This is a genomic window from Caulobacter sp. (genome assembly GCF_017744445.1).
Lineage (GTDB): Bacteria > Pseudomonadota > Alphaproteobacteria > Caulobacterales > Caulobacteraceae > Caulobacter.
This window is the reverse complement of record NZ_JAGIBH010000006.1, coordinates 410,858-431,226: the sequence shown is the minus strand read 5'-3', so window position 1 is coordinate 431,226 and position 20,369 is coordinate 410,858. Positions and strand designations below refer to the sequence as shown.

At 67.9% G+C, this 20,369-nt stretch carries 19 protein-coding genes, 2 pseudogenes and 1 riboswitch; of the genes and pseudogenes, 11 read left to right on the top strand and 10 right to left on the bottom strand.

Annotated features, from left to right (window positions below):
- Positions 1-25: 25 nt before the first annotated feature.
- Positions 26-1,046 (bottom strand): annotated as a pseudogene (locus J7528_RS11900) (alpha/beta hydrolase).
- Between the two features lie 83 nt (positions 1,047-1,129).
- On the opposite strand from J7528_RS11900, the gene lipA reads away from it, so the two are divergent.
- Together lipA and J7528_RS11890 are read left to right on the top strand one after the other, a co-directional pair.
- Complete coding sequence (lipA, locus tag J7528_RS11895; RefSeq protein WP_363269743.1) at positions 1,130-2,107, top strand: lipoyl synthase; 978 nt, start codon at positions 1,130-1,132, stop codon at positions 2,105-2,107.
- 5 nt (positions 2,108-2,112) lie between these two features.
- The gene (locus J7528_RS11890) at positions 2,113-2,565 is read left to right on the top strand and encodes an SRPBCC family protein (protein ID WP_291874386.1); all 453 of its coding nucleotides are present in this window, start codon (positions 2,113-2,115) and stop codon (positions 2,563-2,565) included.
- Here the strand turns inward: J7528_RS11890 and J7528_RS11885 are convergent.
- Genes J7528_RS11885 through J7528_RS11875 form a run of 3 tightly spaced genes read right to left on the bottom strand, consistent with a single transcriptional unit; the run spans position 2,562 to position 5,341 of the window.
- Positions 2,562-3,674 (bottom strand): FUSC family protein, encoded by a 1,113-nt coding sequence (locus J7528_RS11885; RefSeq protein WP_291874382.1) that lies wholly within the window; start codon positions 3,672-3,674, stop codon positions 2,562-2,564. The two genes, J7528_RS11890 and J7528_RS11885, sit on opposite strands and share 4 nt — an antisense overlap.
- Entirely contained in the window at positions 3,674-4,165 is a 492-nt protein-coding gene (locus tag J7528_RS11880; protein ID WP_291874380.1) for a CinA family protein, read from the bottom strand. Before J7528_RS11880 ends, J7528_RS11885 begins: the two co-directional genes overlap by 1 nt.
- A 27-nt stretch (positions 4,166-4,192) precedes the next feature.
- Complete coding sequence (locus J7528_RS11875; RefSeq protein ID WP_291874378.1) at positions 4,193-5,341, bottom strand: bifunctional 2-C-methyl-D-erythritol 4-phosphate cytidylyltransferase/2-C-methyl-D-erythritol 2,4-cyclodiphosphate synthase; 1,149 nt, start codon at positions 5,339-5,341, stop codon at positions 4,193-4,195.
- A gap of 100 nt (positions 5,342-5,441) precedes the next feature.
- Here J7528_RS11875 and dusB point away from each other — a divergent pair, with 100 nt between their 5' ends.
- From dusB to hflX, 8 genes are all read left to right on the top strand, one after another.
- Positions 5,442-6,449, top strand: coding sequence for a tRNA dihydrouridine synthase DusB (gene dusB, locus J7528_RS11870; RefSeq protein WP_291874375.1), 1,008 nt, complete (start codon positions 5,442-5,444; stop codon positions 6,447-6,449).
- The gene (locus tag J7528_RS11865) at positions 6,446-7,558 is read left to right on the top strand and encodes a nitrogen regulation protein NR(II) (RefSeq protein ID WP_291874373.1); all 1,113 of its coding nucleotides are present in this window, start codon (positions 6,446-6,448) and stop codon (positions 7,556-7,558) included. Before dusB ends, J7528_RS11865 begins: the two co-directional genes overlap by 4 nt.
- Positions 7,559-7,560: 2 nt before the next feature.
- A complete protein-coding gene (locus J7528_RS11860) occupies positions 7,561-8,982 on the top strand; it encodes a sigma 54-interacting transcriptional regulator (protein ID WP_291874370.1) in 1,422 nt (473 codons plus the stop codon).
- A 63-nt stretch (positions 8,983-9,045) separates the two neighbouring features.
- A complete protein-coding gene (locus tag J7528_RS11855) occupies positions 9,046-11,304 on the top strand; it encodes a PAS domain-containing sensor histidine kinase (RefSeq protein ID WP_291874367.1) in 2,259 nt (752 codons plus the stop codon).
- Positions 11,301-12,689 carry a nitrogen assimilation response regulator NtrX gene (gene ntrX / locus J7528_RS11850; RefSeq protein ID WP_291874365.1) on the top strand — a complete coding sequence of 463 codons (1,389 nt, stop codon included), beginning with the start codon at positions 11,301-11,303 and terminating at the stop codon, positions 12,687-12,689. The genes J7528_RS11855 and ntrX overlap by 4 nt, the downstream gene beginning before the upstream one ends.
- Positions 12,690-13,553, top strand: a complete 864-nt coding sequence (locus J7528_RS11845) for a D-amino-acid transaminase (protein WP_291874362.1) — start codon at positions 12,690-12,692, stop codon at positions 13,551-13,553.
- A 158-nt stretch (positions 13,554-13,711) separates the two neighbouring features.
- On the top strand, positions 13,712-13,960 hold the full coding sequence (gene hfq / locus J7528_RS11840; RefSeq protein WP_013079113.1) for an RNA chaperone Hfq: 249 nt from the start codon (positions 13,712-13,714) through the stop codon (positions 13,958-13,960).
- A gap of 12 nt (positions 13,961-13,972) precedes the next feature.
- A complete protein-coding gene (gene hflX / locus J7528_RS11835) occupies positions 13,973-15,310 on the top strand; it encodes a GTPase HflX (protein ID WP_291874344.1) in 1,338 nt (445 codons plus the stop codon).
- Here the strand turns inward: hflX and J7528_RS11830 are convergent.
- Genes J7528_RS11830 through J7528_RS11820 form a run of 3 tightly spaced genes read right to left on the bottom strand, consistent with a single transcriptional unit; the run spans position 15,307 to position 18,327 of the window.
- Positions 15,307-16,158 carry an alpha/beta hydrolase gene (locus J7528_RS11830; protein WP_291874342.1) on the bottom strand — a complete coding sequence of 284 codons (852 nt, stop codon included), beginning with the start codon at positions 16,156-16,158 and terminating at the stop codon, positions 15,307-15,309. The two genes, hflX and J7528_RS11830, sit on opposite strands and share 4 nt — an antisense overlap.
- Positions 16,119-16,970 carry a nucleoside triphosphate pyrophosphohydrolase gene (gene mazG, locus J7528_RS11825; RefSeq protein ID WP_291874340.1) on the bottom strand — a complete coding sequence of 284 codons (852 nt, stop codon included), beginning with the start codon at positions 16,968-16,970 and terminating at the stop codon, positions 16,119-16,121. The genes J7528_RS11830 and mazG overlap by 40 nt, the downstream gene beginning before the upstream one ends.
- Positions 16,927-18,327 (bottom strand): MFS transporter, encoded by a 1,401-nt coding sequence (locus J7528_RS11820; RefSeq protein WP_291874337.1) that lies wholly within the window; start codon positions 18,325-18,327, stop codon positions 16,927-16,929. The genes mazG and J7528_RS11820 overlap by 44 nt, the downstream gene beginning before the upstream one ends.
- A gap of 345 nt (positions 18,328-18,672) precedes the next feature.
- Between J7528_RS11820 and J7528_RS11815 the strand changes: the two are divergent.
- Positions 18,673-18,827 (top strand): annotated as a pseudogene (locus J7528_RS11815) (hypothetical protein); the annotation flags it as partial.
- 156 nt (positions 18,828-18,983) lie between these two features.
- On the opposite strand, the gene J7528_RS11810 reads toward J7528_RS11815, so the two are convergent.
- From J7528_RS11810 to cobU, 3 genes are read right to left on the bottom strand one after another with little or no spacing between them, the layout of a single operon-like run.
- Positions 18,984-19,379 (bottom strand): Dabb family protein, encoded by a 396-nt coding sequence (locus J7528_RS11810; RefSeq protein ID WP_291874334.1) that lies wholly within the window; start codon positions 19,377-19,379, stop codon positions 18,984-18,986.
- An 11-nt stretch (positions 19,380-19,390) separates the two neighbouring features.
- Positions 19,391-19,606 (bottom strand): DUF4287 domain-containing protein, encoded by a 216-nt coding sequence (locus J7528_RS11805; protein WP_291874332.1) that lies wholly within the window; start codon positions 19,604-19,606, stop codon positions 19,391-19,393.
- Between the two features lie 18 nt (positions 19,607-19,624).
- On the bottom strand, positions 19,625-20,143 hold the full coding sequence (gene cobU / locus J7528_RS11800) for a bifunctional adenosylcobinamide kinase/adenosylcobinamide-phosphate guanylyltransferase (protein ID WP_291874330.1): 519 nt from the start codon (positions 20,141-20,143) through the stop codon (positions 19,625-19,627).
- A gap of 36 nt (positions 20,144-20,179) precedes the next feature.
- Positions 20,180-20,369, top strand: a riboswitch (cobalamin riboswitch).

The following is a 20,369-nucleotide window of genomic DNA, read 5'->3' as shown; positions in this document are numbered from 1 at the left end:
CCCTTGCGGGGCAAGGCCTTGGCGGTCATCCGGGCGCGGGTGAAATCGACGATGGCGGTCAGCCAGGGCCCGCGAACGGCGTCCGATTCCATGTGCAGGTCATGGCCCGCCGCCGAATAGCGGGTCTCCTTGCAGTCGATCATCGCCGCGCAGAGGCGGCTCTGGGGCGTGGCGGTGACCACCTTGTCCTGGCCGGCGTCCAGCATGATGGTCGGGACGGCGGTCTTGCGGATGTCGCGGGCGGCGGCTTCGGAGGCGTCGAAGAAGGCGGCGAACCAGCCCAGGCTGCGTCCGCCCATGCGCAGGTCGGGATTGGCCTGCATCCAGGCCGCCTGGACCTTGCCGCGCTGCTGGTCGTGGGTCAGCCCCAACTGGACGCCATCAGGGCCTTCGCGCTTCCAGCCCGCCTGGTCTGGCGTGCGGATCCAGCCCAGGCGCAAGGTCCGCATGGCCGGCGTGAACCGCGTGAAGTCGGCGCGCGAGCGGGGCAGGGCGCTGAGGCCGAAAGCCGGCGAAGTCAGGACCAGGCCGTCCATGCCCAGGCCCTGCTCGGCGGCGCGCAACGCGACCAGGCCGCCCTCCGAGTGGCCGATGATAACGAACGGGATATCGCCTGCCGGTCGGATGACGCCCCGGGTCAGTGCGCGGACGGCGGCGACATCGGGATCGAAGCTGTCGACGTGGCCAAGATCCCGCCAGGGCGTAGAGCGCTCGGAGCCGCCCTGGCCCTGGCGTTCCAGGACCCAGACCGTGAAGCCCTGGGCATTCAGCTCCGAGACGGTCTCGAACCACTTCTCGGCGCTTTCGCCATAGCCGGTCAGGATCAGCAGCGTAGCGCGCGGCGCCACCGGCGGGGCGGCGACGCCGTAGCGCTGCACCTTGCCTTCGCCGCTGCGGACATAACCCCAACTCCAGCCCTGCGGCGGATAGAAACGCGCGCCCAATGAGGGCGGCGTCCGGGTGTCGGCAAAGGGCGCGCGCGAGCCGCCGTCGCCACAGGCGGAAACGGCCAAAGCCAGGGTGATAGCAAGAAGGCGGCGACGCATACCTGAACAGTCATTTCGCGCATCGTCGCCTTAAGCAAGATCAAGCGCTTGATCCGGAGGCCAAGAAGACCGATTTAGGCGCCATGGCCACGGTGATCGACACGCTGAAGGCTCGCGGCTCGGAAGACCGGGCGGCGCGCCATCCCGAAAAGCAGAACCGCCCCGATACCCCGGTGCTCCGCAAACCCGACTGGCTGCGCGTGCGCGCCCCGGGTTCGGGCCAGTATAACGAGACCAAGGGTATCGTGCGCGAGCACAAGCTGACGACGGTCTGCGAGGAGGCCGCCTGCCCGAACATCGGCGAGTGCTGGAGCCAGAAGCACGCGACCATGATGATCATGGGCGAGATCTGCACTCGCGCCTGCGCCTTCTGCAACGTCACCACCGGCCTGCCGACACAGCTGGATCCGGACGAGCCGCGCCGCGTGGCCGAGGCCGTCGCCAAGATGGGCCTCAAGCACGTGGTCATCACCTCGGTGGACCGCGACGACCTGCTGGACGGCGGCGCTCGTCACTTCGCCGAGGTCGTCACCTCGATCCGCGCCATGTCGCCCGGCACCACCATCGAGATCCTGACGCCCGACTTCCTACGCAAGGAAGGGGCCGAGAACGTGGTCATCGACTCCCGCCCGGACGTCTTCAACCACAACCTCGAAACCGTGCCGCGGCTGTATCTCAAGATCCGCCCGGGCGCCCGCTACTACAACTCGCTGCGCCTGCTGGACCGCGTGAAGCAGCGCGATCCCTCCCAGTTCACCAAGTCTGGCCTGATGGTCGGTCTGGGCGAGACCAAGGAGGAGGTCATGCAGGTCATGGACGACATGCGTTCGGCCGGCGTCGACTTCATCACCATCGGCCAGTACTTGCAGCCGACCCGCAAGCACGCGGCCATCGACCGCTTCGTGACGCCGGAAGAGTTCAAGGCCTATGAGGCGATCGCCCGCGCCAAGGGCTTCCTGATGGTCTCGTCCAGCCCGCTGACCCGCTCGTCGCACCACGCGGGCGAGGACTTCGCCAAGCTACAGGCCGCCCGCCGCGCTCTCGACGCCCGCACGGCGTAAACGCTGTGCATCGTCATGTCGTGACGCGCGTGCTGCCGTACGCGCCCGAGCAGCTGTTCGAGCTCGTCGGCGACGTCGAGGCCTATCCGAAGTTCGTGCCGTGGATCACCGCCATGCGCACCTGGAACGGCCGCATTGATGGCGCGGTCAGCACGGTCGACGCCGAGGCCCAGGTCGGCTTCTCGTTCCTGCGCGAGAAGTTCGCGACCCGCGTGCGCCGTGACAGCGAGGCGCTGAGCATCGATGTCAGCTTGCTGTACGGCCCGTTCAAGCGCCTTTCGAACGGCTGGCGGTTCGTGGCTGAAGGTGAGGCGACCCGCGTCGAGTTCGTGATCGACTTCGCCTTCAAGGCCGCCCTGTTGGACGCCATGCTGGCCGCCAATATCGACAAGGCCGCGAACAAGTTGATCGCCTGTTTCGAGGATCGGGCCAGGCAGGTCTACGGCGTAAAGGCCTAGTCCTTCTTCAGCGCTTCCTCGATCCGCTCCTCGAAGTCACCGAGGTTGCCGAACAGGTTCTCGATGGCGAAGACCAGGCCGAACACCCGCGCGGCGTCGTCGAACTCCAGTTCGCGGGTCAGGCCCTGCTTACGCAGGCCCTCGACGCAGGTTTGGAAGGTCTGATGGACCTCCGCGAAGGCGACGCGATCCGGACGAGGGCCGCCGGCCAGCAGGTCGGCCGTGGCGCGCAGGAACTTGGCGCTCGCCTCCAGCATGTCTGCGGCGGCGGGCGCTAGACTCGCAGCGGGCAGGGGCTCATGCAGGGTGCGGCCGACCATCACCGTGTCGTTGCGCAGGCGCCAGAGCGTGCGGGGGATCGCCTCCGAGACCGAGCGCTCGCTGAGCTTGCTAGCGTTCTCGCGATCGGCCTCGGTCATGCCGGTCTGCAGCTTGGCCAGCGCGGCGCGCAGGTCGTCCTGGGCTTTCAGGTAGTCGGTCGGGCCCGGCGTGCCACGCAGGGTCAGGACGTGGCTATCGAGAATGTGCGCCTGCAGGCCAGCGATCTTCTGGACGCTGGTGACCACCGAGGCATGGGCGCGGGCCGGGAAGATCAGCAGGGTGGCGGCGACACCCACGAGGCTGCCGACCGTGATCTCGGCCACGCGCAGGCTGGCGGCGATCAGCGGATCCATGTGGGTGGCCTGACCGATCAGCATGATCACAGCCGTGACCGGCGCGACCTTCAACGCCGGCCGCACCGAGACGACGAACGCCAGCAGCGCCACGGTCACGCACAGGATGATCCCGCCGAACTCGGGCCACTTCGTATGGAGGTAGGCCGCGGCTGCCCCGGCTAAAGCCCCGACAACGGTGCCCATGAAGCGCTCGATCGAGGCGGTGATGGTCGCGCCCAGGCTGGCCTGCACCACGATCACGGCCGTGAAGACGGCCCAATAGCCTTGTGGCAGGCGGAGCAGTGTGGCGAGGGTGAAGGCGGCGCCGACGGCGGCCGAGACGCGGATGGCGTGGCGGATCTCGGTCTTGCGGGCGGCCGCGGCTTTCAGCGCCTTCTGCGAAAGACCAACGCCCGCGAAGCGTCTCCAGTCGCTGGGCGCGGTCTCGGGCACTAGGCCACCGCCTCGCGAAGCATCTCTAGCGCCGTCTGTACTGCCGCCAGCTGCACCGCTTCGCGAGTCTCGCCGTCGAAGCGCTCGTGCCGGTGGACGACCGACCGGTTGGCGCGGGCGACCGCGAAGTGGACCGTGCCGACGGGCTTCATCGGCGTGCCGCCGCCCGGGCCGGCGATGCCGGTGATGGCGACCGCGACATGGCCGTTGCTGGCCTCCAGCGCGCCCTCGGCCATCATCCGCGCCACGGGTTCGGAGACCGCGCCGTGGTCGGCGATCAGGTCGCCCGGCACGCCCAGCATCTCGGACTTGGCGCGGTTGGTGTAGGTGACGAAGCCACGCTCGAAGACGTCAGACGCGCCGGAGATCGAGCAGATCGCGCCAGCCACCAGGCCGCCGGTACAGCTCTCGGCGGCGACCAGTCGCAGCGACTTGCCGCGCGCCTCGTCGATCAGCAGTCGGGCCAGGGTCTGGATTTCCAGCGGGAACATCGAAGCCTCCGGATTCGTGGACCTAGCTTAGGCCGGTGTCTCGACCGATACGACAGCAGACGCCGCCAGGCCTTCGCCGCGACCGGTGAAGCCCATCTTCTCGGTCGTGGTCGCCTTGACGCTGACCCGGTCCAGCGGGAGGCCCAGGATCTCCGCCAGACGCTCGCGCATCGCCTGGCGGTGCGGTTTGATCTTGGGGCGCTCGCAGATCAGGGTTACGTCGACATTGATGATCGACCCGCCCTTGGCGGTCACCAGGTCGGCGGCGTGGATCAGGAACTGGTCCGAGGCCGCGCCCTTCCATTTCGGAACGGTCGGCGGGAAGTGGTCGCCGATGTCGCCCTCTCCAATGGCGCCCAGGATGGCGTCGGTCAGAGCGTGAAGGCCGGCGTCGGCGTCGGAGTGGCCGATCAGGGTCTCGTTGTGCTTGATCGCCACGCCGCACAGCCAGACTTCTTCGCCCGGCCCCCAGCGGTGGGCGTCGAAGCCTTGGCCGACTCGGGTGATGCGCGCGGCGCCGGCGAGCCGTTCGGCCATGGCGAAGTCCTCGGGATAGGTGAGTTTCATCAAAAGCGGATCGCCCGGCGCGATGGCCACGTGCCCCCCGGCGGCTTCCACCACCTGGGCGTCGTCGGTGGGCTCACCCTCGGTCCAGGCGGCGTAGGCGGCCAGCAATGTGTCGCGGCGCGCCGCCTGTGGGGTCTGGGCGCGCCAGAGATGTTCGCGCGACGTGGTCGTCGGGTTCTGGCCGGGCTCGGCGCGCTTCAAGGTGTCGGCGACGGGCAGGGCAGGGAGCGCAGCGTCGGCGGTCTCCAGAGCCTTCAGCACGCCTTGAATGGTCGCACCGGTCAGGAAGGGACGGGCGGCGTCGTGGATCAGAACGGGCTCATCGCCAGGACGGTGGGCAAGGGCAGCCAGGCCGGACTGCACCGACTGCGCTCGAGTCGCGCCGCCCGGCGCGGTGCGCCAACTTGTGAGCCCCCGCAGGATCTCGCTCAGCGCTTTTTCGCCATCCTGTGTCGTTACGATGACAATGTCCGAGGCGCCGCCCGCTAAGAAGGCTTCGACCGACCAGCGCAAGGCCGGTTTGCCGGCGACAGGCCGCCATTGCTTGGCCTGGCCGGGTCCGGCGCGGGTTCCCGAGCCGGCGGCGACGATCACGGCGGAAAAGGTCATGGCGGCTGTTTAGTCCGGTGGCCAACGATGTCCAGTCGAAGCGGGCTTTACGGCGCTGCAACAATATGCCTAAAAAGGTAGCTACGGGGATGATCACAAAATGAGCAACAAGCTCGAGGTCGGCGGGGTCGAGGTCCCTGGTCGGGTGTGGATCGCGCCCATGACCGGGGTCTCGGATCTGCCCTTCAGAGAAACCGCCACGGCGCTCGGCGCGCCTTATGTGGCAACGGAAATGGTGGCCAGCGCGGAGTTCGCGAAGGGGCGACCCGATGTCGTGCGCCGCGCCGCGGTGGGCGAGGGGATGCCGCTGACGGTGATCCAGCTGGTTGGCCGTGACATCGATTTCATGGCCCAGGGCGCGCGCATGGCTCAGGATGCCGGCGCTCAGATCGTGGACCTGAATTTCGGCTGCCCGGCCAAGGAAGTGACCAAAGGCGTGGCTTGTGGCTCGGCCCTGATGCGCGAGCCTGACCTGGCCGAGGCCCTGGTCGCCGCCGCCGTCGAGGCCGTCGATATCCCGGTGACGGTGAAGATGCGCCTGGGCTGGGACGTCGACTGCCTGAACGCGCCCGATATCGCGCGCCGCGCCGAGGCCGTCGGGGCCAAGGCGATCACGGTGCACGGCCGCACCCGCAATCAGTTCTACAAGGGCGTCGCCGATTGGACCGCTGTGGCAGCGGTGAAGAAGGCCGTCTCGGTGCCGGTGCTGGTCAATGGCGACATCACGGATGGCGACAGCGCCCGCATCGCGCTGGAGCAGTCCGGCGCCGACGGCGTGATGATCGGTCGTGGCGTCTATGGTCGCCCCTGGATCGCCGGCGCGATCGAGGCCGCCCTTGAAGGTCGCGGCTTCGAAGAGCCGCAGGCCGAAGAGCGCCTGGCCATCGCGCTCACCCATTTCCGGCGCAGCCTCTCGTTCTATGGCGAGCGGCTGGGCCTGAAGATGTTCCGCAAGCACCTGGCCTCGTACATCGAGGCCGCGCCCGGGCCGGAAACGGCCGAGGCGCGTCGGGCGGCTCGCGCGAGCCTGTGCCGTCTTGAAGATCCCGCCGCCGTGGAGGTCGCTCTGCGCGACCTGTGGCTGGCGGGCGGGAGAATAGCCGCATGACCGACCGCGCCCGCGTCCTGGGAGGGGTTACGCCCGACGCCCTGAAGGCCGCCGCCTTCGACCTCAGCCCCGAGCCGGCCCTGGTGGTCGACCGTGAAGGCGGACTGGTGGCGGTCAACGAGGCCGCCGAGGCCCTGTTCGGCCATGGCCTGTCGCTGTTGGCGCGCGGCCGTTTCCGCGCCGCCCTGCCGCCGGGCTCAGTGCTAGTCTCGCTGCTGGACCGGGCGATCTTCGAAGGGGCGTTGGTTCGCGAGCATGGCGTCGAGGTCAACCTTTTCGGCCAGCCGCCATTCGAGGCTGACGGCGCGGCCGCCCCCCTGGGCGACGGCTCGGTGCTGCTGACCCTGCACGTCAAGGGCGTGCTGGGCGTCGACAAGGCGGCCGACGCCGCCGGCCTGCGCTCGGTCGTAGGCTTGGGCAAGATGCTGGCCCACGAGATCAAGAACCCGCTGGCCGGCATCCGTGGCGCCGCCCAACTGCTGAAGACCGGCGCCAGCGCCGTCGACCAGCCTCTGGCCCAGCTGATTGTCGACGAAACCGACCGCATCCGCCGGCTGGTCGACCGCATGGAGGCCTTCTCCGACGAGGTTCCGACCCCGCGCGAGCCGGTCAACATCCATCAGGTTCTGGACCGCGTCCGGGCCCTGGTCGCCAACGGCGTGGCCGACGGCCTGCAGCTGAAGGAAAGCTACGATCCCTCACTGCCGCCGGTCTGGGGCGACGAGGATCACCTGATCCAGATCTTCCTGAACCTGACCAAGAACGCCGCCGAGGCCGCTCACATGCGCGGCGACGATCGCGGCGTGATCTCGATCCACACCGCCTGGCGTCCCGGCGTGCGGGTGCGCGGCGCGAATGGCAAGGCCGCCAGCGGCGCGCCGATCGAGGTCAAGGTGATCGATAACGGTCCCGGCGTGCCGTCCACTCTGCGCGACCACCTGTTCCAGCCGTTCGTCACTACCAAGGCCAACGGCACGGGCCTGGGCCTGGCGCTCGTCACCAAGCTCGTGACCGCCCACGGCGGCCTGATCGACTTCGAATCCGAACCCGGCCGCACCGTTTTCCGCGTGCTGCTGCCGGTTGCGCCTGAACCTACCGGAGACGCCTGAGCATGAACGCCGCGAGCAAGAAGATCCTGATCGCCGACGATGACAGCTCGGTGCGTCTGGTGCTCAGCCAGGCCTTCACGCGCCTGGGTTATCAAGTCCGCGCCACGGGCAACGCCACCACGCTGCTGAAGTGGGTCACGGACGGCGAGGGCGACCTGGTCGTCACCGATGTGATGATGCCCGACGAGAATGTGTTCGACGTGCTGCCGCGCATCCGCAAGGAGCGGCCCAAGCTGCCGATCATCGTGATGAGCGCTCAGAACACCCTGCTGACGGCGGTCAACGCCGCCGATGCCGGCGCGTTCGAATACGTCTCCAAGCCCTTCGACCTGGACGACGTCACCGCCGCCGCGCGTCGGGCCCTGTCGCGTCCGGCCGACACCGAGGCATCCAAGGCCCAGGCCCGCGCCATGCGCGACGAGCGCCTGCCGCTGATCGGCCGTTCGGCGCCGATGCAGGAGGTCTATCGCACCATCGCCCGCCTGGTCGGGGCCGATCTGACCGTCCTGATCCTGGGCGAGAGCGGCACCGGCAAGGAGCTGGTCGCTCGCGCCCTGCACGAGTTGGGTCGCCGTCGTGACGGCAAGTTCGTGGTCTTGAACTTAGCCGCCGTGCCGCGTGAACGTGTCGAGGCCGAGCTGTTCGGACGCGGGGAGGGCGACAACGGCCGCCTCGTCGAGGCTGATGGCGGCACCCTGTTCCTGGACGAGATCGGCGACATGCCGCTGGACGCCCAGACCCGCCTGCTTCGCGTGATCGACGGCACCGAGCCGGTGATCAATCCCAAGACCGGCCGTCGCCCGAACGTGCGGATCATCGCCGCCACCAATCGCGACCTGCGCGGCCTGATCCAGCAGGGCCTGTTCCGCGAAGACCTGTTCTTCCGCCTGAATGTCGCCCCGGTGCGCCTGCCGCCGCTGCGCGACCGCGCCGAGGACATTCCGGACCTGGCCCGCACCTTCCTGCTGCGCGCCGCTCGTGAGGGCCTGCCAGCCAAGACCATCGACCAGAGCGCCCTGGACCGCCTGAAGACCCATCCGTGGCCAGGCAATGTCCGCGAGCTCGAGAACCTGATGCGCCGGATGTGCGCCCTCTATGCCGAAGAGCTGATCACCGCCCGCATCGTCGATCGCGAGCTGCAGGACCACACCCCGGCGGTGCGTTCGGAAGAGGGGCCGGTCACCCTGGCTACCCTGGTCGAGCGTCACCTGGCCTCTCACTTCGCCGACCAGCCCGACGGCGTGCCGCCGGCCGGCCTATATGACCGCGTCCTGCAGGAGGTCGAGCGTCCGCTGATCCAGCTGACCCTGTCGGCCACGCGCGGCAACCAGGTCCGCGCCGCCGAGATCCTGGGCCTTAACCGCAACACCCTGCGCAAGAAGATCCAGGACCTGGGCGTGGAGATGACTCGCGGGCGTCGCTAGCGCTGAAGCTTTATCAGCACATAGCTGTTGAATTTAGGACACACGCTCCTAAACTCTCCGGCGATGTCTTCAGTGGCTTACGCGACGGGATCGGAGAGCCCGCCGGCCCGGTTCAGCCGGGCCTGGTGGCGGGAGCTTCTGCGGTCGCGCTACCTGATCGGCGGGGGCTATGCGCTGGCGGTGATCCTCACCGTCGCGGGCGTCGCCCTGGCGTCGTCGCCGCCCCGAACCGATTCGATCAGCACGGCCTCCACCGTCATCCTGGTGGTGCTGAGCTTCAACCTGGTGCTGATCCTGGGCGTGGCCACCGTGGTGGGCCTGCGCCTCTACGACCTGATCGACGCCCGGGCCAGCGACGCCGGCGCCCGCCTGCACCTTCGCTTCGTGGGTTTGTTCTCGCTGGCGGCCGTGGCGCCGGCGGTGATCGTGGCGCTGTTTTTCGGCGTGCTGGTCAACCGAGGCGTGGATGGCTGGTTCAGCCAGCGGGTCCAGACCGTGGTAGGCAATTCGGCCAAGGTCGCCAACTCGTACGTCGAACAGCAGACCAAATACATCTCCGAGCACATCGGGCCGATGGCCACGATCCTTAATCAGGCTGCGCCCACGCTGGCTCAATCGCCGGTGGCCTTTGGTCACTTCTTGGCTGAGCAGACCAAGGACGCAGGTTTCGCCGCCGCTTACGTGCTCGACCGTGACGGCCGCATCCTGGCTAGGGCCGAGATCGGTGAAACGCCGCCGTTTCTGGCGCCGCCGCCGTCCAGCTTCGCGGCGACGGACAGCGGGGAGGTGACCGCTCAACGCTTTGTGTCCGCCGACCTCTTTCGCGCGCTCTACAAACTGAACGCCTACCCCGACGCCTATCTCTATGTGGTCCGACCGATCGAGAAGGGCATCCTGAACCACTTGATCGAGACCCAGGACGCTCTGGTCTCGTACCGCGACGCCGAGCGCAGCCGCGGCCGGATCCAGGCGATCTTCGGCCTCAGCTATCTGGAGACGGCGCTGCTGGTGCTGGTGGCCGCGATCTGGGTCGGTATCGCCGCCGCCAACTCGATCGCCGGTCCCGTGGCCGGACTGGTCGAGGCGGCGGGCCGCGTGTCAGGCGGCGATCTGGACGCCCGCGTGGAGGCCGACACCGGACCCGAGGAAATCCGCGCGCTCTCCAACGCCTTCAACATGATGACCAGCGAGCTGCAGCTGCAGCAGGCCGCGCTGAGGGCTGCCAGCCTGGACGCCGAGAGCCGCCGCCAGTTCATCGAGACCGTGCTGTCGGGCGTCAGCGCGGGCGTCGTCAGCCTGGACGAGCGCGGCAAGGTCTCGGCCGTGAACCGCCGTGCTGTGACGCTGCTGGGCCTGCCTGACGACGCTCTGGGCGTCGATCTGGTCGAGCTGGCGCCCGAGTTCGAGACGGTGATGGAAGCCCTCCAGGAGAGCCGCCCAGACACCGATGTCGAGGTCGACATCATGCGCGAAGGCGAGACCCGCCGCCTGCGGGTCCGCGCCGCCGGTCACGTGGCCGAGGGCCTGGTGCTCACCTTCGATGACATCACGCGCCTGATGGCCGCCCAGCGCAATGCCGCCTGGAAGGACGTGGCGCGCCGCATCGCTCACGAGATCAAGAACCCGCTGACCCCGATCCAGCTATCGGCCGAACGCCTGCGCCGCAAGTACCGCAAGGAGATCGCCAGCGACTTGGAGACCTTCGACCGCTGCACCGACACGATCATCCGCCAGGTCGGCGACATCGGTCGGATGGTCGACGAGTTCTCGGCCTTCGCCCGGATGCCGGCGCCGCGCTTCGAGCCGGCCAACCTGACCGAGATGCTGCGTCAGGCGGTCTTCGCCCAGCGCTTCCAGGACGCCGAGATCGAGGTGAAGATGGAAGAGCCGGGCGAGGGCGATGTCTGGATCACCTGCGACCAGCGCATGATCGGCCAGGCTCTGACCAACATCCTGAAGAACGCCGGTGAGGCGGTCGGCGGTCGGCGGGCGTTGGAGCCCGAGCTGCCGGGCCGGATCACCGCGATCCTGACCTCGGACCCCGACGACCTGTGCGTGACGATCGAGGACAATGGCGTGGGCCTGCCGGCCAAGGACCGCGATCGCCTAACCGAACCCTATGTGACCACCCGCGAGAAGGGCACGGGCCTTGGCCTGGCCATCGTCAAGCGGATCATGGAGGACCATGGCGGCAGCCTGGCCCTGATCGACGCACGCGCGCTCCCCGGAGCCCGCGTGATCCTGAAGTTTCCGACGACCGCGAGACTGCACGCCGCGGTCCCCAATAGCGCGGACCAAAGTGGCGTTGAGGAGATGATATGAGCGCCGATGTTCTTGTGGTGGATGACGAAGCCGACATCCGCGAGCTGGTGGCCGGCATCCTGGAGGATGAAGGCTACGCGGTCCGCACGGCCGCCGATTCCGACCAGGCCCTGGCCGCCATCCGGGCGCGCAAGCCGGCCTTGCTGGTCCTGGATATCTGGATGCAGGGCGGGGGCATGGACGGCCTTGAGCTGCTGGACATGGTCAAGCAGTTGGACGCCGACCTGCCGGTGATCATGATCTCGGGTCACGGCAACATCGAAACCGCCGTCAGCGCCATCAAGCGCGGCGCTTACGAGTTCCTGGAGAAGCCCTTCAAGTCCGACCGGCTGCTGCTGATCGTCGAGCGAGCGCTGGAGGCGGCGGGGCTGCGTCGCGAGAACCGCCGGCTGCGCGCCCAGACGCTGGCCCCCGACAGCCTGATCGGCAAGTCGGCCCCGGCCCAGGCTTTGCGCCAGCTGATCCTGAAGGTCGCGCCGGCCAACAGCCGCGTGCTGGTCTCGGGTCCGCCCGGCTCGGGTAAGGAGCTGGTGGCGCGCCTGATCCACGGCGCCAGCACTCGCACCAAGCAGGAGTTCGTCGCGGTCAGCGCCGCCGGCATGGCCCCCGAGCGCCTGGACGTCGAACTGTTCGGCGAAGAAGGCGAGGGCGGTCGTCCGCGCAAGATTGGCGTGTTCGAACGCGCCCACGGCGGCACGCTCTATCTCGACGAAGTCGCCGACATGCCGCGCGAGACTCAAGGGCGCATCCTGCGGGTGCTGGTCGAACAGCGCTTCCGCCGCGTGGGCGGCGACAGCGACGTGCAGGTCGACGTGCGGGTCATCTCGTCCAGCTCCCGCGATCTGCGCGACGAGATCGCCGGCGGGCGCTTCCGCGAAGACCTGTTCCACCGCCTGAACGTGGTCCCGGTCCGCGTGCCGGGCCTGGCCGAGCGCCGCGAGGACATCCCCGAGCTGATCAACTTCTTCGTCGAGCGGATCAGCGAGGCCACTGGCCTGCAACGCCGCCGTCTGGGCGAGGACGCTTTGGCGACGCTGCAAGTCCAGACCTGGCCGGGCAATGTCCGCCAGCTGCGCAACAACGTCGAACGCATGCTGATCCTGGCCTCGGGCGAACCGGGCGACCTGATCACGGCCGAGATGCTGTCGGGCTCGGATCAGCCCAGCGCCGGCAATGCCGGCGCCATCGGGGCCGAGCGGATCATCGCCTTGCCGCTGCGCGAGGCTCGCGAGCTGTTTGAGCGCGAATATCTGAACGCCCAGATCCTGCGGTTCGGCGGCAACATCTCGCGCACGGCCAACTTCATCGGCATGGAGCGCTCGGCGCTTCACAGGAAGCTCAAGTCCCTGGGCGTGGCTGGCGCCCGGGCGGAAGAGGAAGAGTAGATGTCGCGTTTCGCCTATGTGAACGGCCGCTTCGTGCGTCACGGCGAGGCCGCCGTGCACATCGAGGATCGCGGCTATCAGCTGGCCGACGGCGTCTACGAGGTGTGGGCCGTGTTTGACGGCAAGCTGGCTGACGCCGAGGGCCACTTCGCCCGCCTGTGGCGCAGCCTGGACGAACTGCGCATCGCCCATCCGATGAGCGAGGCTTCGCTGCTGCTGGTGTTGCGGGAAGCCGTGCGCCGCAACAAGGTCAAGGAGGGCCTGTGCTACCTGCAGGTCACCCGCGGCGTCGCCAAGCGCGATCACGCCTTCCCGAACCCGGCTGTCCTGCCGGCGGTCGTGATCACCGCCAAATCGGTCGATCGCGCCGCCGCCGACAAGAAAGCCGCCACCGGCGCCTCGGTGATCTCGGTTCCCGAGAACCGCTGGGGCCGTTGCGATATCAAGTCGATCGGCCTGCTGCCCAACGCCCTGGCCAAGCAGGCGGCCCGCGAGCGCGGCGCCATCGAGGCCTGGTTCGTCGACGACATGGGCCTGGTCACCGAAGGCGCCTCGTCCAACGCCTGGATCGTCGATGGGGAAGGGGTGCTGCGCACGCGGGACACCAACGCCAACATCCTGCGCGGCGTGACCCGCTCGACCCTGCTGGACGTCATCCGCGAGAGCGGCCTGCCGATCAGCGAGAAGCCCTTCACGATCGCCGAGGCGCAAGGCGCCAAGGAGGCCTTCATCACCGGCGCCGGCTCGCTTTTGACGCCGATCGTACAAGTCGACGGTGTCAAACTGGGCGATGGAAAGCCGGGCGAGGTGGCGACGCGGCTACGGCGTCTCTATATTGAGCGGGCGCGTCAAAAAGCCGTCTGAAGTCGGAGCAATATTCGACAGGGGCGGCTTGCGGTAGCGCGACCAGTTGGAAATTTTCACTGAGGGCTTGTCGCTTTCGGCGAAAAATCATCTAGCATGGTCTTGTTTGTGTGGGGGGCGTGTTGCCCTCCGAGAACAATGAGAGGGGAACCCCCGATATGTCCGCCGAAAAGAAACAGAACCTTCAGGACACCTTCCTGAACAGCGTGCGCAAGTCGAAGACGCCGCTCACCATCTTCCTCGTCAATGGCGTCAAGCTGCAAGGCGTGGTCAGCTGGTTCGACAACTTCTGCGTCCTCCTGCGTCGCGATGGCCAGTCGCAACTGGTCTACAAGCACGCCATCTCCACCATCATGCCGGCTCAGCCTGTGCAGCTCTACGAGCCCAGCGCCGATTCCGACGACTGAATTTAGAGACATTTGTCCAAGTCTACTTCCCGGTCGATTGACCACGCCGCGCCGATCCTGAAGGCGCTTGTCATCCATCCGGCGCGGCAGCTGCGCGGCCAGGCGGCCCTCGAGGCCCGGGATCCCAATGCCCGGCTCGAGGAAGCCGTCGGCCTCGCCATCGCGCTTGATCTCGAAGTCGTCGAGACGATGATCGCGCCGCTGCGCGCGGTGACGCCTGCGACCTTGTTCGGCAAGGGCAAGGTCGAGGAGTTCGCGGCGATCTGCGAGGTCGAGCACATCGACGTCGCCGTCTTCGACGACCAGCTCACGCCCATCCAGCAGCGCAATCTCGAGAAGGCGCTGAAGGTGAAGGTCGTGGACCGCACCGGCCTGATCCTCGAGATCTTCGCCCGCCGGGCCCGCACGCGTGAAGGCCGCCTGCAGGTCGAGCTGGCCCGGCTTGAATACGAGCGCTCGCGCCTCGTCCGCACCTGGACCCACCTGGAACGCCAGCGGGGCGGCACTGGTTCGACCGGCGGCCCCGGCGAAACCCAGATCGAACTCGATCGCCGCCTGATCCGCGACAACATCATCAAGCTCAAGAAGGAGCTGGATGAGGTGCGCCGCACGCGGACCCTGCATCGCAGCGCCCGCAAGAAGGTCCCGTACCCGACCGTCGCCCTGGTCGGCTACACCAACGCCGGCAAGTCCACGCTGTTCAACCGCCTGACCGAGGCGGAGGTCCTGGCCAAGGACATGCTGTTCGCGACCCTGGACCCCACGCTTCGCACCGTGAAGCTGCCCGACGGGCGGCCGGCGATCATGTCCGACACCGTCGGCTTTATCTCCGACCTGCCGCACGAGCTGGTCGAGGCCTTCCGCGCCACCCTCGAGGAGGTGCAGGAGGCCGACGTCGTGCTACACGTCCGCGACGTGGCCAACCCCGACAGCGAGGCCCAGGCCCGTGACGTCGAGACGGTGCTGGGCGAGCTGGGCGTGACGTTCGACGAGGGCAAGACCGTCGTCGAGGTCTGGAACAAGATCGACCTGCTGCCCGAGGACGATCGCGAGGTCGTCGAAGGCCATGCCCGTCGCAAGGACGCTTCGGCGGTCTCGGCCGTCACCGGCGAGGGCTGCGAAGCCCTGCTGCGCCGGATCAGCGGCCTGATCGACGACAGCCCGCCGGTCGAGATTCAGCTGCAGGCCCAAGACGGCCAAGCCATCGCCTGGATCTACCGCAATGGCCGGGTGCTCAGCCGCTACGACGGTCCGGACGGCGAGGTCACGATCGTCACGCGCCTGGACAGTCAGGCCCTGGGTCGCTTCGAGCGCCAATACCCCGGCGCGGTCGTGGGCGAAGCCCACTAGTCCGTCTCAAGCAATGCGTTCTTGATCGCCTCGACCACCACGTCGGGGCGATCCTGCATCACGTTGTGGCCGCTGCCGGTCGCGAGCACCGAGCGGCGGTTGGGCGATTGCGCGACGAACGCCTTGTGCGCCGCCCGCATCGCCTCGCCCTCGGCGGGCGTCTCGTTCCAGGAGCGTTCGGCGACGATGTCGACGACCGGCAGCGCGGCGGGCAGGGCCACGTCCCGCATGGCGCCGGCGGTGTCGGCATAGGCCTCCATCATCGGGATAAGGGCCTTGGCCAGGTTCGGCGCCTTGGCTTTCAGCTCGCCGTACTGCGGCCGATAGCGGGCCTGGATCCGAGCGGCCCAAGCCGCATCGATCAGGCGGGGCAGGTTGGCGTCGACCAGCACCAGGCCCTTCACCTTGGCATCCCGCGCCGCCAGCCGCTCGACGATGTAGCCGCCATAGGAGTGGCCGACCAGGATGCGCGCCCCCTGGACGCCGCATCGGTCCAGCACGGCCGCCAGGGCCTTGGTCTCCTGCTCGATCGAATAGGGCGTCGGCGCCAGCTGGCTCTGCCCCAGGCCCGAGCGGTCGTAGAGCAGGGTGGTGACGCCCAGCGCTCGGACCTGTGGCTCGACCTCCGACCAGGCCGCTGACGTCGCGCCGCCGCCAGCCTCAAAGGCGACGGTGACCGGGCCTGACCCTTGCGTCTTGGCCCACAGGCTGTAGCCGCCGACATCGACCAGCCCATCGCAGCCGGCAAAGGCCGCGCCGCCGCTCAGGGCGATGCAGGCGGTCGTGAGAGCGGCCAGCGCCCGAAGCGTCAGTCCTTGGCCTTCTCGGCCGCCTTGGCGTCGTTCCATAGGGCGTCCATCTCCTCGAGGTCGGACTGGTCAGGCGTCTTGCCACGCTCGGCCAGACCCGCCTCGACGAAGGCGAAGCGGCGGGTGAACTTGGCGTTGGTGGCGCGCAGGGCGTCTTCGGGGTCGACGTCCAGCTTGCGGGCCAGGTTGGCGCAGACGAACAGGATGTCGCCCAGCTCCTCGCGAGCCTTGGCCATGTCGCCGGCCTCGATCTCGACCTCGATCTCGGCGGTCTCCTCGCGCAGTTTGTCCAGCACCTCGCGGGCCGAGGGCCAGTCGAAGCCGACGCGTGCGGCGCGCTTGGTCAGCTTCACGGCGCGGGTCAGGGCGGGCAGACCGGCCGGCACGTCGTCCAGCACGCCGGTCTTGGCTTTCGCCTTGCGCTCCTCGGCCTTCAGCTGCTCCCAGCCGGCGACCTGGGCCGACAGATCGTCGTAGGCATGATCGCCGAACACATGCGGATGCCGGCGGATCATCTTGTCATTGATGGCCGCGGCGACGTCCTTGAGGTCGAACGCGCCTTGCTCCTCGGCCATCCGCGAGTGGAAGACCACCTGCAGCAGCAGGTCGCCCAGCTCCTCCTTCAGCTCCGGCAGATCGTTGCGCTCGATGGCGTCGGCGACCTCGTAGGCCTCCTCGACCGTGTAGGGCGCGATCGTCGCGAAGGTCTGCTCCAGGTCCCAGGGGCAGCCGCCGTTCGGATCGCGCAGCTTGGCCATGATCTCCACGAGGCGGGAGATCGGGTGCCCCTCTTCACTTTGAGAGACTTCACTCGGCGGGGCGGGGGGCGGGGACTTGATCGGGGAGGACATGCGGTTCCGGCTCGGCTGCGGGCTTGGCGTCCCCCTGCGCCGCATCCCGCGCCGCGAGCTGGCGCTGGATCTCGGCGAGACGGTCCGCATCCAGCGGATAGCGCAACATGATCGCCGCGACCACCAGTCCCAGGAACGCTGGCGCAAAAGCGTAGAGTCCGATTAGGGCCGCATCACCCGTGGGCGTCGAGACCTTCGGATCGAAGCCCAACGCGCCCAGGATGATGAACACCCCGACGGCCAGGGCGTAGCCCAGCTTGATGGTGCCGGTGACGATCGCATACAGCAGACCGGTCTTGTCGACGCCGCTCTCCAGCCGCTCCTCGTCGCCGATGTCGGCCATCATGGCGCGCACCAGCAGCGGCGCGGCCGAGTAGGGCAGGCCGGCCAGGACCAGCACCACCATGCCGATGACGACATCGCCGGCCGGGGTGACGACAACGGCCAGCTGCACGGCCGCATAGAGCAGGGAAGCGACCAGCAGCGACCGGTGCTTGCCGATCCGCTTGGCCAGGGCCGGCCACAGCGGCGCGCCAGCCAGGGCGGCGATGAAATAGATCAGCAGCAGGACACCGGCCTGGGTCTTGTCGAAGCCCTTCATGCGCTCGAAGAAGAACAGGAACAGCGTACCGGTGATGCCCGGCGCCAGGCCCATCAGCAGGTCGGCCATCAGCAGGCGCTGCACAGACGGACGTCCCAGCAGCTTCAGATACTGCTTCAGCCCGGTGTCGCCATGGCGCGGCGGCGGGGCGGGTTCTTTCACGGTGGTGACGGCCAGCAGGACGGTGAGCGGCGCCAAGAGGACGATGAACCAGCCCATGGCGCTGATGCTATCCAGGTGATCGCCCTTGAACACGCCGGTGACGATCGGCGGCAGGCACAGCACCAGGATCATGCCGACCACATTGGCGCCCTGCCACCAGCCATAGACGCGCGAGCGCTGCTGATAGTCGCTGGACAGCACCGCGCCCCAGGCGGTCTGCGACAGCACCACCATCGAATAGCCGACATAGAGGACGCTCAGCCAGAACCATAGATAGATCGGCCCGACGCCGGGCTGGGCCATGAACAGGGCGAAGGTGCCGATGGCGATCACCGGCGTCCCGGCGGCGAGCCAGGGGCGGAAGCGGCCCCACTTGGTGCGGGTGCGATCCATCATGCCGCCCAGGACGGGATCCAGCAGCATGTCCAGCAATTTGACGATCAGGAAGGCCGCGCCCACCGTCGCCATGGGGAGGCCCAGGGAGTTGATGTAGTATTCGGGCAGGTACACCACGAGCGGCAGGCCCATCGCCGCGATCGGCACGGCGGGCGCCGCGAACCTGGCCATCGACCCGGACGAAAGTCGGTTGGTCATGCCGTTACTCCATCTCCCCGCGCTGTTGATCGCGCTCGGACGCCGGGCCGCTGAACGGCCGTTTGAATGAGTGTGGGGGTATTGGTCGCGGAGCGCCAGCCTCTTCGTGCAGTCGCACGGCTTCGCCGCTTCACGCGGCAGGCCGCTGAAGGGATGGAAAGGGATGCGGAGCGCCGGACAGCGTCCGGAGCAAGGAAGTGAAATACCGTTTCGACGAAGCCCGACGCTCCGCGCGGTCGTTGCTCGCCAGCGTCCCGGGAAGGTGGCCCTATTCAGGCCTTACCGGGATCCGGACGCTTCCGTTTCCGGAAAAGCCCGGGGATCAGAGAGGGACGAGCCCTTTCCCCCAATCACGCCGACGGCGGGCGGGCCTGGCAGCGAACCAGGTCCCCGGACCGTCCGAGTATCCCCCTCGGACCTTCACCGCTCGACCACACCCCGCCGCCACGTTCGGTCGCTGGCCACGCGCCCTTTCCTCGCGACGAGGTGGCATCATTGTCCAGCAGATCTGAGTGCGGATCATTCAGGGCTGCGTAATATCGACAAGGCGTTGATTTTGCTGAGATCGACTTCGTGAATTCCGAGGACACAGCCTCGCCAATCCCCATAAAGCCCCCTCTCTCTTAGAGAGAGGGGTCTATTCCTTCCCACGCTCGCTAGAGCGCGATGGAATCGTAGACGACAACCTTCGCCCACAGGTGCGAGCAGTCCTTCACGAACTTCAGATGCAGCGGGTGGTCCTGGTAGAGCTTCTGGTCGGCGACGCTCTTGAAAAACATCAGCTCGGAGACGTCGTAGCTGTTGTCGACGACGTCGCGCTTCTCGGTCGAGGCCGGTACCCCGATGTGCAGCTGTTGGATCACTTCGATGCCGCGCAGGGTGTTCAGGCCCGCGATCAGGGCGTCGCGGTCGGGCTTCGAGCCCGGATTCTTCAGCCAGAAAAAGACGTGGTGGATCATCGGGGCGATAGGGGTTTCGGCGGCTGCCGCGGAGGCTCCCACGCCAGCGGCGAGGGCGCCCGACAGCACGGTGCGGCGATCGAAGGACGACATGCGAGATCCTCCTATTTCAGGCCGTCTTCGGCCAGGGTGTGGGCGACGATGGCGTTGGCGTGGCCGTGACCCATCTGGTGCTCGTCCTTGAGCATGGCCACCAGCTCCATGTGTTTGGCGGGATAGCGCGCGCGGACCTTCTCCTTCCAGGCGGAAATGGACTGGCCGTACTTCTTCTCGATGGAGGGGAAGTAGGACGCGGGGCCCTTGATCGGCTGGTCGGTCACTGGCGCTTCCTCCTGGTGTCAGCCCTGCGGTTTCATCCGCAGCGGCAATCCGACCGCCACGAAGTAAACCGTGTCGGCGACCTGGGCCAACCTCTGATGTAGCCGTCCGGCCTCGTCGCGGAAGCGGCGACCCAGCGGCGTCTCGGGCACGATGCCCAGGCCCACCTCGTTGCTGACCAGCCAGAGCCGGGCAGGGCAGGCGGCCACGGCCGCGACCAGCTCGCTGGCCGCCGCCTCGATGTCGCGTTCGGCCAGCATCAGGTTCGACAGCCACAGGGTCAGACAATCGACCACGGCCACGGCGTCGGCGGGCAGGGCGGCGATCGCTTCCGGCAACGCCAGCGGCGCCTCGAGCGTGGTCCACGATTCGCCCCGGTCGGCCTGGTGGCGAGCGATGCGCTGGGTCATCTCGTCGTCGAATGCCTGGCCGGTGGCGATCATCACCGCACGCCCGTCCAAAGCAACGCTTTCAGCCGCTTTCTGGGCGAACGCGCTCTTGCCGGAACGGGCCCCGCCCAGCACCAGGGTCGATGTCATAAGAGCTCCACATTGACCGTTTGCGGCGCAACATATAGGGCTGGCCGCGCGTCAGGCTCCTCGAAAGAGGATTAAAAGGGAACGAGGTTCAAGACCTCGGCTGCCCCCGCAACTGTAAGCGGCGAGTTCTAGCGTCACATGCCACTGGGTCCCCAAGGCCTGGGAAGGCGACGCCAAGAGCGACGACCCGCGAGCCAGGAGACCTGCCCGGCGCGGTCGTTCATCG